The following is a 12,872-nucleotide window of genomic DNA, read 5'->3' as shown; positions in this document are numbered from 1 at the left end:
TGTCCCCCGCCCACCCCGAACCGCCCCCGCGCACAACCCGGTTGCGGAAGGCACGCGGGACCGCCTTCGGCGGAGCCGCGCGGGTTATGGGGTGGGCACCCGGGGTGAGCGGGGTGCGGGTGGGGGAGGGTTGGACGGGGGGTGTGGGGCGGGGCGAAAGGGCTGGTTGGTGGGTCGGGTCGGGTTGGGGCGAGGGGGTGGGGGGGGGCTCAGCTTGGTGGGTCGGAGGCGAGGGGGCCGGTTGGCGGTCGGAGCGGGTGGGGTTGGGGCAAGGGGGATGGGGTCGGCTTGGGGCGAGGGGGTGGGGTGGTGGCTCGGATTAGCGGGGCGAGGGGTGGGGCGGCTCGGGGCGAGGGGGGTGGGGTTGGCTCGTGTTGGTGGGGCGGGTCGGGGCGAGGCGGCGGGGCTGGCTCGGGATGTCGGGTCGGGGCGAGGGAGTGGGGCTAAGCCGGGTTGGTGGGACGGGTCGGGGCGCGGTCGGGCGCCCGGGTTTGGGCCTGGGGTGTGTCAGCTCTCCTTCGGGTCTGCGGCTCTCGGGCCGAGGTTCGGGTCTCCGCCCGGGCCTGTTGTTCGCGATCCGGGCCGTCAGTTCCAGGTCCGGGATTCCGGCTCCGCGTTCTGTACGACCAGCCATCCATCCGGGTCCACAGCCTGCCCCGGATGGCTCTCCGCCGACGCGTCCGGCTCTCGCCCCGGCTGTCCGGCCCGGCCCCGGCCGCCCCGGCCTGCGCTCCCGGCTTCGGTCCGGGATTCCGGGTCTCCGGCACCCCAGCTCCCGGCTCCCGGCCTCAGGCTTCTGCCCAGGGGCGCCGGCTTCCGGCCTCGGGCTTCGGGAGTCGTCGCACCGAATCTCCGCTTCCCGTCCCCCCGGGCTCGTCGCACCGGGCCTCCGCTTCCCGCCCCCCGGGCCTCCTTTGGCCGTCCCAGCACCGGGCCGTCCCCCCGGGCTCGTCTCCCGGCTCGCGGTTACCTCTGCTGCGTGATCGCCCCCTTTGTGATTGTCCCCGGGACCCTGACGCTCGGCGCCGGGCCCTGCCGGGGTTCCCGGACCGCGGGCCTCGTCACCGAGGTGCGGGGCGTTGAGGGGGCGGTGGCGAGGGGCGTCGGGTGCCAGTTGTCCGCCGTGCCGGCTCCGCAGGGGCAGTGGGGGTGGGTGGGCAGGTGGTGGCGGGTCCAGGCCAGCGTGGGCAGGCTGGCTTCCCAGCGTTCGCCGACGGTGGTCGGGAGGTGGCCGTCGAGGAGGCTCAGCGCGTGGCTCGCGGTGAGGGCCGCGACGGTGGTCGCGAGGGCCAGGTCAAGGGGTTCGACGCGGTGCGTGCGGCCGGAGCGCCATTGCGCGAGGAGGCGCGCGTGTCCCGCCTCACGCTCGACGCGATGGCGTTCCAGGCAGCCCGCGCAGGCCGTGCGGCCGGGGAGGACGAGGGGGCCGACGACGCCGGTCGTCTCGACGACGCCCGCGTACAGGTGCGGGATGCCTGCCGCGATCAGGGGTTCGGCGAGCTGCGGGTCGGGGGCGTGCACGGACACGGCGTCGCGCGGAGCGAGGACGACGAGGTCGGGCGGCGGTGCCTCGCCCAGCCGCCCGGCCACGGGCTCGGGCCGCGAGCGGCGCCGCCCTCCCGGGGCCGATTCGCTCACGAGCCGCCGAGCGGCCTCCGCCCGCCGGGTGCCGACCGCGTTCGGCGGCAACCCGGCCGGTGACACGTCCGCCGGCTCCACCCGGCCCCCGTCCATCACCTCCACGGCGCCGACACCGGCCGCCGCGAGCAAGGCGGCGACCGCGGCCCCGACCCGCCCCGCACCCCGCACCAGGACCCGCGCGCCCGTCCGCGCCGCCAGGGCCTCCACCGCGCCCGCCGGGCACCGGTCGAGCAGCGAGAGCGAGGCGAGATCGGGGCGCAAGCGGTCCATCAGCTCCGCGTCCTGCCGCACCTCCCGCGCCGCCTCGCCCCCGCCCGTCGCGTCCTCCAGGAGCCCGCTGCCCGCCAGCGTGTCCAGGAGCCGGTTCACGTCCGCCGGGGAGAGCCCGTTCCGCGCGCCCTCCGCGTACAGCAGCGACAACCCCCGCGTCCCGTCGAGCAGCCTCAGCAGGCTCGCCGAGCCCGGGTCGAGCGGCCCGAGGACCGAGGCATGGGCCCGCGTGATCCCGAACTGCACCGTCCCCAGGTCCCGCCACGCCCGCCGCAACGCGGGCTTGACCGTGGGATGCGTGAACGGGGGAGCGGGTGGCGCCTGCGGGCGCGCGTACGAAGGCGCGGGCAGCCGTCCCACCACGGGCGGCGGCACCGTCGGCCCGGATCGCGGCGCCCCCGCAGGGCCCGGCCCACCCCGTACAGCCGCCCCACCCGGTACGGCTGCCCCACCCCGTACGCCCGTCCCACCCCGTACCTCCGCCTCGGCCCCTACCGACCCCGCCGCCCGAGCCCCCCGGACCGCGACGCCTGCCCCGACCGCCTCCCGTCCCGCCGCGGCGGGAGACGCGACCGCCCGATGGCGCCCCGAGCCCTGCCACCCCAGGCCGAGCCCCCGCCGCCGTGCCGCCTCCCGACCGCCGACACCGCCCGCCCCGACCACGGGCCGCGCCCGCCCCGTACTCGTACCTGCCGCCGCACCCGTACCCGCCTCGGCCACCGCACCCGTACCAGCCGCCGCACCTGTCACCGCTCGTACCATCGCGCCTCACACCTCTCTCGTCTGCCGCTCTCGTCCCAAGTTGTCGCCGGTCGTGCCGGGACAGAGCTGTCCCGTACCGGACGCCTGTCACGAATCGCTCGCGCTCCGTGACCGCTGAGAACATCCTGCGGGAAAGCGCAAATCCGAGGGCGGGAGTTATCCACAGATGGTGGCGTTCGTCCTATGAACGCCGGGGTCGGTCGGGGTGGCGAGGGACGCAGCGTGTGAGGACGCGGTGCGGGGAGCGCCCGGGGGCAGGACGCCCGGTGTGGTGAGCGGGTAACGTCGAGGAATGTCCGCCGATCCCCTGAACCGGGCGAGCGACGGCGTCCGGCACGCCGCCGGACAGCCGCAGCCCGAGCGCGCCGCAGTGGAGGTGCGCCGCAGCGCCCGCAGGCGCCGCACGGTCTCCGCGTACCGCGAAGGCGACCGCACCATCGTCCTCATCCCGGCACGTATGTCCGCCGCCGAGGAACAACGCTGGGTGACGAAGATGCTCGACCGCCTCGCCGCGCAGGAGGGCAAGCGGCGCCTCGGCGACGCCGAGCTGACGGAGCGCGCCGCGCACCTGTCGCGTCAGTACCTCGACGGTCGCGCACGCCCCGACACGGTCCGCTGGGTCACCAACCAGAACACGCGCTGGGGCTCCTGCACGCCGGCCGAGGGCAGCATCCGCCTGTCGCACCGCCTCCAGGGCATGCCCGAGTACGTCATCGACTACGTCCTCCTGCACGAACTCGCCCACCTCCTCGTCCCCGGCCACGGCGCGCGCTTCTGGGCGCTGCTCGACGCCTATCCGCGCACGGAACGCGCGCGAGGCTTCCTGGAGGGCGTCGTCGCGGCCCGCAACCTCCCCCACACCCTCCCGGAGACCCCGGCGGCCCCGGACACGACGGACTGACCCGCTCGGTACGGCTGGGGGAAGGGGCGCGCGACGGACCTGCGGTGAGGCGTATACCGGAGGGCGACTCCCTACGGTGGCCGGGCGCCCGCACCGTTTCGTACGCCGCCTGCGCCGCCCCGTACCACCTGCTCGCGCCGTTTCGCGCGCCCACCGTCGCGCCTACCGTGTCGTCATGCGCATCCTCGTCGTCGGTGGCAGCGGTTTCGTCGGCTCCGTCCTCGTGCGCCACGCCGTCGCCGAGGGGTACGAGACGCACGCGACGTACCGCAGCGGTCGGCCGCCCGCCGCACCCGGCGTCGTCGCGCACGCGCTCGACCTGCGCGACGGCGCGGCGATCGGTCGGCTCATCGACGCGACCGCGCCGCACGTCGTCGTCAACACGAGCAGTGGCGGCGCCGACTGGTCCGTCACCGCCGAGGGCGCGGGGCGGCTGGCGCAGGCGGTGGCGCGCCACGGCGCCCGCCTCGTCCACGTCTCCAGCGACGCGGTCTTCTCCGGTGCGCTTCCGGCGTACGAGGAGTGCCATGCGCCCGATCCGGTGACGCCGTACGGCGCGGCGAAGGCCGCTGCGGAAACGGCGGTGCGACTCGTCGCGCCGCGCGCCGTCGTGGCCCGTACGTCACTCGTCATCGGCGACGCGGGCCACCCTTCGGAGCACGAGCGTCTGGTGCGCGCGCTCGTCGCGGGACGGCCGGGCGCGCTGTGGACGGACGACGTGCGGTGCCCGGTGCACGTCGCCGACCTGGCGGCGGCGCTGTGCGAACTCGCCGTCGGCGAGGCGGCGGGGGTCGTCCACGTGGGCGGTGCGCAGGCGCTGAGCCGGTACGAGCTGGGGACTCGTCTCGCGGTACGGGACGGGCTCGACGTCGGCGCCCTGCGGTCCGGGACGCGCCCCTCCGGGCCCTCGGTGATCCGTCTCGTCGCGGGTCCGCAGACGCGGCGGGCGGTACGGACGCGGCTGCGTGGGGCGGATGAGTTCCTGTCAAGCGGCCACGCCCACGCGGCGGGAAGCGGGAATTCGCGTCACCGCCAGGAGTGAGGCGATGTGCGGGTGTCCCCGGGTTATCCACAGATTCGGGGGATTGGTGGGGTGGGGGGTGAGGGGCGCGAGAGGATGGTATTGGGGTCGCCCCCCGGGAGGGAGGGGGCTGTCCGCAGGTGGGCGAGCGGGCACACGAGCGTGCAGGGAGCGGGCAGATGAGCGCCCGCACCAGCAGCCGCCTGAGCGGTCACCTCTCACCCCAGCCCCCACCCCACAGCCCCGACCCCTCCCTCAGCTCCCCACCTCAACCTTGAACTCCCACCCCAGCCCCCCACCCCACAACCCCCACCCCAGCTCTCCACCCCCCAACCCCGAACTCCCACCCCCACCCCCCGCCCCCGAACCCCCGCCCCCATCCCCCCACCGGTTAGCCTGGCCGCCGCACTCTCTCCTCCCGGCCGGGTGTTCGTGCTCCGTTCGCGCCCTTTCGGCCGGGTGGCCGCTCGCATGGTTCCGCGCACGATTCCTCGTGAGGCGGTGGTGGGAGGGCGGCGCGGCCTCGTACCGTACGGAACCAGCCAAGTCCGTACGCGCGGACGGGCCGTGCCGGTGCGGCACGGTGAACGGCAGGGCGAGATCTACGGGATGGGGGGCGGTCAGCGGGTATGTCCAGGGAATTCCAGCGTGGCCACAAGGCGCGTATCAGTGACCTCACGGCGGGGACGGATCTGTACATCGGGGTGCGGATCGGCGGTCCCGGGCTCACCTTCGACATCAGCTGCTTCGGGCTGGACGCCGAGGAGACGCTCTCCGACGACCGGTACTTCATCTTCTTCAACCAGCCGAAATCGCCCGAGGAGTCCCTTCAGCTCCTCGGGCCGCAGGCGGGCGACACCGAGTCGTTCCGCGTGACGCTCGACCGGGTGCCGGAGCGGATCAGGAAGCTCTCCTTCACCGCGACCATCGACGGCGCCGGGCAGATGTCGCAGGCCGGGCCCGGCTACCTGCGGATCGTCGCCGGGGGCGAGGAGGTCGCGAGGTACTCCTTCACCGGCTCCGAGTTCAGCACCGAGCGCGCCGTGATGGTCGGCGACCTGTACTACAAGGACGGCTGGCGCTTCGCCGCCGTGGGCCAAGGCTTCGACGGCGGCCTGGAGGCGCTGCTGCGCAACTTCGGCGGCGAGGTCCTGGAGGAGGAAGAGGCACCGGCGGAGGTCCCGGCCCAGCAGCAGGCACCCGGCTTCGCCCCGCCCCCCTTCGCACCCCCCACGTCCGCCGAGCCGGAGCCCCAGGCGCAGCCCCCGCACCAGGCCCCACCCCAGGCGCGGCCCCAGCCCACGGCCCCCCAGTCCTACGCCGCTCCCGTCGCCCCACCCGCGCCGGCCCCGGCACCCGCCCCCTTCGCGCCCCCCGCTCCCCAGCCCCCCGACGTCCACGCCGCCCCCACCGTCGTCGGCCCCGTTCTCCCCGCCCCCGGCACGCCCCCGCGCCGGCCGCCCCCTACGCCCAGCCCCCCACCCAGCCCGGCCCCCCGCCCGGCTACCCCGCGCCCCCGGCCCGGTCCACCGCACCCCCGCCCCCCACCGCCGACGGCTACCACGCGCCCCCCTTCGGCGCCGCCCCGCCCGCTCCCGGGGCCCCCGGTTTCCCGCCCGGCCCCGGTGCCCCGCGGCCCATCCCCGACGGCAACTCCCCCAAGGGCGTCGCCGTCAACCTGGAGAAGTACCGCGAGGTGCCCACCGGGCGGCGCTGGACGCAGCAGAACGACAAGCTCGTCCGCGTCGACCTCGGCGAGGACGGCAGCCCGGTCCTCGCGCGCCAGGGCAGCATGGTGCTCTACCAGGGCAAGGTCGATTTCAGCTACAAGGGCGCCGGGTTCAAGGGCCGCATCGTCGGCAACGCGACGGGCCAGGAACTCCAGCTCATGCGCTGCACGGGCAAGGGCCAGGTGTTCCTCGCCGAGGACGAGGCGCACCTGCACCCGATCGAACTCCAGGGCGACGCGATCTGCGTCTCCGCCGAGTCCGTCCTCGCCTTCGACGAGTCCCTCCAGCGCGAGGTGCGCCGCATCGACGGCCACGGGCTCCCCGGCGGCTCGCTCTTCACGATGCAGTTCCAGGGCACCGGCACCGTGATCGTCAAGACGCACGGCACCCCCGTCGTCCTTCCGGTCACCCCGACCACGTTCGCCGACGCCAACGCCGTCGTCGCCTGGTCGGCCGCCTCGCAGGTCGTCCTCTCCAGCCAGGTGCGCCTGCGCCGCAACGCCTACCCGGGCCACAGCGGCGAGTCGGTGAACCTCCAGTTCCGGGGCGCGCCGGGCAACTTCATCGTCGTCCAGCCGTACGAGATCTGAAGCCCGCGAGAGACCACGAGAGACAAGGCAAGCGCATGATGCAGCAGCACCTCGCGGGCTTCGCCGCGACGCCCGTGCAGGCCCGGATGGACACGCACGGCCACCACATCGCCAAGATCGCCATGAGCGCCGGTCGCGATCTCTTCGCCCGCTCCGGCTCGATGATCGCCTACGAGGGCTTCATCCAGTACGAGTCCAACCCGCCCACCGTCCGCCAGCTCGCCGGGGGCTGGCTCACCGGCGAGGGCGCCCCGCTCATGAAGTGCGGCGGGGACGGACTGCTCTACCTCGCCGACTACGGCGCCGACGTCGTCGTCCTCGACCTCGGCGGCGAGAGCATCTCCGTCAACGGCACCAACATCCTCGCCTTCGACGCGCACCTCCAGTGGGGCGTCGAACGCGTCAAGGGCCTCGCCAAGTTCGCCGGTCAGGGCATGTTCAACGTCACCGTCGGCGGCGACGGCTGGATCGCGCTCACCTCGCGCGGCACGCCGATCGTCGTCGACTGCGGGCGCGGCGACGACGAGACCTACGTCGACCCCGACGCGCTCGTCGCCTGGTCCCCGAACCTCAAGGTCAAGGGCAAGCGCAGCTTCAAGGCGGGCTCGATGATCGGCCGCGGCAGCGGCGAGGCGTACCAGATGGCCTTCTCGGGGCAGGGGATCGTCGTCGTCCAGCCCAGCGAGGACAGCACCGACCGGCTCCGTATCCGGGGCTGAGGGGGGACACCGACATGCAGAGCCCGCTCTTCGCACACACCGAGCAGCAGACCCAGGAGCGCTGGACGCTCCAGAACCCGCAACTGCTGCGCATCGCCCTCACCGGGCACGAGGACGTCCTCGCCCGCAAGGGCGCGATGGTCGCCTACCAGGGACTCATGGAGTTCGACGGCGAGTACCAGAGCGCGGGGCAGCGCCGCTCCCGCCGCATGACGGGCGAGGGCCTCGACCTCATGCGCTGCACGGGCCAGGGCACCGCGTTCCTCGCGAACCTCGGCCAGTACCTGCACATCCTCGACGTCGACCACGAGGGCCTCACCGTCGACAGCGCCTACGTCCTCGCCCTCGACTCCTCGCTGCACACCGAGGTCATCGCCGTCGACAGCCAGTACGGCATCTCCGGCTCGGGGAAGTACCAGCTCAACCTCACCGGCAACGGCAAGGTCGCCCTCATGACCTCCGGCACCCCGCTGCTCCTCGAAGTCACCGGGCAGAACTACGTCAACGTCGACTCCGACGCCGTCGTCGCCTGGAGTACGTCCCTGCGGGTCCAGATGCAGTCCCAGACCCAGTCCAGCGGCGTCTTCCGCCGCCGCGGCAGCACGGGCGAGGGCTGGGAGCTGAGCTTCCTCGGCCAGGGCCACGTCCTCGTCCAGCCGAGCGAGATGCTGCCCCCGCAGAACACCGACGTCGCGGGATTGCGCGGCCACTACGGCGTCGGCCAGAACCAGGGCAACGCCTGGGAGTGACAGGCCGGACGGCCGGTCAGCCGGGGCAGCGGCGCCGGATGGCCGGTCACCCGAGGCAGCGGCGGTACGGGTACGGGGCGCCGCCCACGCGGACCCCGCCCCGTACCGCCCGAGGCCACGGGTCAGACGCCCAGCGCCTCCCGCGCCGCCCCCACGAGCAGCGCCACCGAGGCGTCGCCGATCTCCGCCGCCTCCGCGTAGCCGAACCAGCGCAGGTCGAGGGACTCGTCGCTGATCCGGGCCGCGGCGGCGGCCGGGGCGAGCGCCACGTACTGCACGTCGAAGTGCCGCGTGCACGGGCCCGGGATGGGGTGCAGGTCCAGGCGCACCGGGCCGCCGGGGTGGAGCTCCAGCGCCCCGATGCCCGACTCCTCGCGGGCCTCGCGCAGCGCCGCGTCCGCCAGCGTGACGTCGCCCGGCTCGCAGTGGCCGCCCATCTGGAGCCACAGCCGCAGCTTGCGGTGGAGCGTCAGCAGCACCTCGCCGCGCTCCGGGCACACCACGAGCGCGCTCGCCGTCACATGCCCCGCCCCGCACGCCTTCCACATGCCGTCGTCCGGGTGCGCGTCGAGGTGCGCCAGGTACGCGTCCCGCAGCTCCGGCTGCCCCTCGTACCGCTTCAGGACGCCGTACGCGTCCCCGTGCAGACTCACGCCCCGGAACCCCGATCCTCGTCGTCCCCCGAGCCGCCGGAACCGTCCGAGTCCTCCGTGCCGTCCTTCTTCCCCGGGTCCGCGTCCGTGTCCTCGGGGCGGTCCCTCTTCTCCAGGTCCGGGCCCTTGCCCGAGGCGGCCTCGCCGAGCATCTTGTCCAGCTCGGAGAAGTCAAGCTGCTCGCGGTGGACGAAACCGTCCGGGTCGTCCAGGTCCCGCGCCGTCGGCAGCATGTCCGGGTGCGCCCACAGGCCGTCCCTGCCGTCCACGCCGCGCGCGTCGGCGAGCGAGGCCCACAGCCGCGCCGCGTCCCGGAGCCTGCGCGGACGCAGCTCCAGACCGATCAGCGTCGCGAAGGTCTGCTCCGCCGGACCACCCGAGGCGCGCCGCCTGCGCAGCGTCTCGCGCAGCGCGTCCGCCGAGCCCAGACGCGGCTTCGCCGCCGCGTGCACGACCGCGTCGACCCAGCCCTCGACGAGCGCGAGCGCCGTCTCCAGACGCGCCAGCGCCGCCTTCTGCTCGGGCGTGTCCTGCGGCTCGAACATGCCGGACTGAAGCGCCTCCTGAAGCTGCTCCGGGTTCGACGGGTCGAGATTGCCGACCGCGTCCTCCAGCTTCGACGTGTCCACCTTGATGCCGCGCGCATAGCCCTCGACCGCGCCGAACAGGTGCGAGCGCAGCCACGGCACGTGCGCGAAGAGCCGCTGGTGGGCGGCCTCGCGCAGCGCCAGGTAGAGCCGCACCTCGTCCTTCGGCACGCCGAGGTCCTTGCCGAAGACCTCGATGTTGAGCGGGAGCAGCGCCGCCTTGCCCGCCGGGCCGAGCGGCAGCCCGATGTCCGTCGAACCGACGACCTCGCCCGCGAGCTGCCCCACGGCCTGCCCGATCTGCGTGCCGAACATGGCCCCGCCCATCGAGCGCATCACCCCGAGCAGCGGGCCCGCCATGGCCTGCATCTCCTCGGGCAGCACCTGGCCCATCGCCGTCCCGACGCGCTCGGCGACCGGGTCCACGAGGTCCTTCCACACCGGCAGCGTCGCCTCGACCCACTCGGCGCGGCTCCACGCCACCGCCGAGCCCGCGCCGCTCGGCAGCGAGGTCGCGTCGTCGAGCCAGAGATCGGCAAGCCGCACCGCCTCCTCGACCGCCGCGCGCTCCGCCGGGCCCACGCTCTGGTCCTTCGTGCCGTCGGACGTGCCCTGCGAGACCGTCTGGCGGGCGATCTGCTTGGCCATGTCCCAGTTCACCGGGCCGCCGTCGAAGCTCAGCATCTGCCCGAGCTGCTGGAAGGCGGCGCCCAGGTCGTTCGACCCCATGGAGCCGAAGAGCGCGGCGAACGGGTTGTCCCCGCCCCCGCCGCCGGGCAGGCCGAAGCCGAACGGGTTGCCCGGGGTCTGCCCGGAGCCGGAACCCGAGCCCTGGGACCCGCCGGTGCTGTCCTTCTTCTTGCCTTCGTCGCCGTCGTCCGGCTCCTCCGGCGGAAGGCCGAATCCGAATGGGTTGTCACTCACGGGTTTCCTCGGCTGTTAGGGCCACCGGCACGAGTCCGGCGGCGGCTGCCCTGGGCGGTGCGCGCATGACGCCCACGTACCACCCAGCGTAGACACCGAGACCGGCTCGGGGCTCGGTGCTCCGCCGACGCGCTGCCTGCGGCAGGATGGACGCCACCTGGTACGTACGCGTCATGCCCGTACGTACGACAGACAACCGCTGGAGACGCCTGGTGAGTTCCCCAGATCCGCAGGTTCGCGCAGCGCGAAACCCGACCGGGTCCGCCGCGCGCGGTCCCGTCGTCGCCGTGACCGGTGCCGCGACCGGCATCGGAGCCCTCCTCGTCGAGCGCCTGACCGCCTCCGACGCCATCGGCCGGGTCCTCGCGATCGACGAGAAGCGCGGCGACAACGCCGAGGCCACCTGGCACACCCTCGACGTCCGCGACCCCGCCCTCGCCGAGAAACTGCGCGGCGCCGACGTCGTCGTGCACCTCGCCGTCGATCTCGACCTGGAGACCGAGCCCGCCGCGCGCACCGCCTACAACGTGCGCGGCACCCAGACCGTCCTCACCTCGGCAGCCGCCGCCGGGGTGCACCGCGCCGTGCTGTGCACCTCCGCGATGGTCTACGGGGCGCTCCCCGACAACCCGCTGCCGCTCGCCGAGGACGCCGAACTCAAGGCGACCGCCGAGGCCACGGGCGTCGGCGACCTCCTGGAGATCGAGCGCCTCGCCCGCCGCGCCCCGCGCGCCCACCCCGGGCTCAACGTCACCGTGCTGCGCCCCGCCGTCCTCGTCGGCGGCACCGACACCGCCCTGACCCGCTACTTCGAGTCCCCGCGCCTCCTCGTCGTCGCCGGTTCCCGCCCGGCCTGGCAGTTCTGCCACGTCGAGGACCTGGTCAGCGCCCTGGAGTACGCGGTCCTGGAGAAGGCCGAGGGAGAACTCGCGGTCGGCTGCGACGGCTGGCTCGAACAGGAGGAGGTCGAGGAGCTGAGCGGCATCCGCCGCATGGAACTCCCCTCGGCCGTCGCCCTCGGCGCCGCCGCCCGCCTGCACCGCATCGGCCTCACCCCGTCCCCGGCCGGGGACCTCGCCTACACGATGAACCCGTGGGTCGTCAGCGGCAGCCGCCTCCACGACGCGGGCTGGCGTCCCGCGTGGAGCAACGAGGAGGTCCTCGCGGAGCTGCTGGAGGAGGTCGCGGGGCGCCGTACGGTCGCCGGGCGCCGCCTGGGCCGCAAGGACGCGACGGCCGCGGGCGCGGCGGGAGCGACGGTCGCGCTGCTCGGTACGGCGGCGCTCGTCCGCCGGGCGCGCAAGGCCCGCCGACGGCTGTGAACACGCGGGGCCCGGCTCCGGCCCTCCGGAGCCGCCCCGCGTCGGCCCGCCAGGACCGCCCCCGCCCCGGCCCCCGGACCCCGCCCCGGCCGCCGGAGCCGCCCCGCGCGGGACTTCGCCGCCTCCGTCCCGCCCACCGCCGGCCCCTCAAGCGCCAGGGCCCATTTTTCGTGCTCCCCGGCCCCGTGCGACACCATGAGGACATGACCGACACCGATCCGATCAAACTCCTCGCCATCCGCGACACGCCCCTGTCCGTCGACGAGGTCTTCGCCGCGGTCGGCGACGACGCCGCCGGCGGCACCGCGCTCTTCGTCGGTACGGTGCGCGACCACGACGGGGGCGAGGACGTCGCCTCGCTCAGCTACTCCAGCCACCCGAGCGCGGAGGCCGAGCTGCGCCGCGTCGCGGAGAAGGTCGCCGCCGACTTCCCCGTACGCGCCCTCGCCGCGACGCACCGCGTCGGCGATCTCGCCATCGGGGACCTCGCGGTCGTCGTCGCCGTCTCCTGCCCGCACCGCGGTGAAGCCTTCGCCGCCTGCCGCCGCCTCATCGACGACCTCAAGCACGAGGTGCCCATCTGGAAGCACCAGCGCTTCACGGACGGCCGCGAGGAGTGGGTCGGCGCCTGCTGAGCCACCCCGGCCCTCCGGTTGCGTAACCGCACCCCGCCAGCGAGCGTTGCACTGGCGGCTGGTTAATCTGCTGATCAGCCAGTAGGTGACGCAATCGGGGAGTCGGAGGTCGGCATGGCTGCACTCGCGTGGTTGCTGATTCCGCTTGTGGCCGCCGTGGGAGCGGGGCTGTGGGCCATGTGGGCCAACCGGACCCGCAGGACGGGGGACGGCCCCGAACTCGCCGGGTACGAGAAGTTCCGCGCCGCGATGGAGAAGCAGGGCGCGGGCCTCCCTGCCCCGGAAGAGCCCGCCGAGAGCGCCTGAGCCCCGCCGCTCTCACCCGTTCGCCGGGCCCGTAGGGCCCGGACGTGCGGACACAGGGGCGT

At 74.5% G+C, this 12,872-nt stretch carries 10 protein-coding genes and 1 pseudogene; 8 read left to right on the top strand and 3 right to left on the bottom strand.

All coding sequences use genetic code 11. The features are described from left to right. Window positions 1–966: 966 nt before the first annotated feature. Window positions 967–2,187 carry a TOMM precursor leader peptide-binding protein gene (locus STTU_RS09880; protein ID WP_007822291.1) on the bottom strand — a complete coding sequence of 407 codons (1,221 nt, stop codon included), beginning with the start codon at window positions 2,185–2,187 and terminating at the stop codon, window positions 967–969. Window positions 2,188–2,965: 778 nt separating this feature from the next. On the opposite strand from STTU_RS09880, the gene STTU_RS09875 reads away from it, so the two are divergent. The 5 genes and pseudogenes from STTU_RS09875 (at window position 2,966) to STTU_RS09855 (ending at window position 8,383) form a co-directional block, all read left to right on the top strand. Further along, window positions 2,966–3,574: a M48 family metallopeptidase gene (locus STTU_RS09875; RefSeq protein WP_007822288.1), complete on the top strand. Its 609-nt coding sequence runs from the start codon at window positions 2,966–2,968 to the stop codon at window positions 3,572–3,574. 175 nt (window positions 3,575–3,749) lie between these two features. Then, window positions 3,750–4,616 (top strand): SDR family oxidoreductase, encoded by an 867-nt coding sequence (locus STTU_RS09870; RefSeq protein ID WP_052862346.1) that lies wholly within the window; start codon window positions 3,750–3,752, stop codon window positions 4,614–4,616. 608 nt (window positions 4,617–5,224) lie between these two features. Further along, a pseudogene (locus tag STTU_RS09865) lies at window positions 5,225–6,915 on the top strand (TerD family protein). Window positions 6,916–6,953: 38 nt separating this feature from the next. Next, window positions 6,954–7,634: an AIM24 family protein gene (locus STTU_RS09860; protein ID WP_007822282.1), complete on the top strand. Its 681-nt coding sequence runs from the start codon at window positions 6,954–6,956 to the stop codon at window positions 7,632–7,634. Window positions 7,635–7,648: 14 nt separating this feature from the next. Further along, window positions 7,649–8,383, top strand: a complete 735-nt coding sequence (locus STTU_RS09855) for an AIM24 family protein (RefSeq protein WP_007822281.1) — start codon at window positions 7,649–7,651, stop codon at window positions 8,381–8,383. Between the two features lie 122 nt (window positions 8,384–8,505). Here the strand turns inward: STTU_RS09855 and STTU_RS09850 are convergent, their stop codons facing one another. Further along, window positions 8,506–9,036: an NUDIX hydrolase gene (locus tag STTU_RS09850; RefSeq protein WP_009068601.1), complete on the bottom strand. Its 531-nt coding sequence runs from the start codon at window positions 9,034–9,036 to the stop codon at window positions 8,506–8,508. Further along, window positions 9,033–10,547, bottom strand: a complete 1,515-nt coding sequence (locus STTU_RS09845) for a zinc-dependent metalloprotease (RefSeq protein WP_007822279.1) — start codon at window positions 10,545–10,547, stop codon at window positions 9,033–9,035. Before STTU_RS09845 ends, STTU_RS09850 begins: the two co-directional genes overlap by 4 nt. Window positions 10,548–10,759: 212 nt before the next feature. Here STTU_RS09845 and STTU_RS09840 point away from each other — a divergent pair, with 212 nt between their 5' ends. From STTU_RS09840 to STTU_RS09830, 3 genes are all read left to right on the top strand, one after another. Then, window positions 10,760–11,869 carry an SDR family oxidoreductase gene (locus STTU_RS09840; RefSeq protein ID WP_043257261.1) on the top strand — a complete coding sequence of 370 codons (1,110 nt, stop codon included), beginning with the start codon at window positions 10,760–10,762 and terminating at the stop codon, window positions 11,867–11,869. Between the two features lie 203 nt (window positions 11,870–12,072). After that, window positions 12,073–12,504, top strand: a complete 432-nt coding sequence (locus tag STTU_RS09835) for a molybdenum cofactor biosynthesis protein MoaE (protein ID WP_043254709.1) — start codon at window positions 12,073–12,075, stop codon at window positions 12,502–12,504. 114 nt (window positions 12,505–12,618) lie between these two features. Next, on the top strand, window positions 12,619–12,810 hold the full coding sequence (locus STTU_RS09830; RefSeq protein WP_009068606.1) for a hypothetical protein: 192 nt from the start codon (window positions 12,619–12,621) through the stop codon (window positions 12,808–12,810). The last annotated feature ends 62 nt before the right edge of the window (window positions 12,811–12,872 follow it).

The sequence above is a fragment of the Streptomyces sp. Tu6071 genome (assembly GCF_000213055.1).
Classification (GTDB): domain Bacteria; phylum Actinomycetota; class Actinomycetes; order Streptomycetales; family Streptomycetaceae; genus Streptomyces; species Streptomyces evansiae.
The sequence above is the reverse complement of the archived record's forward strand: the minus strand, read 5'-3'. Positions and strand labels throughout refer to the sequence as shown.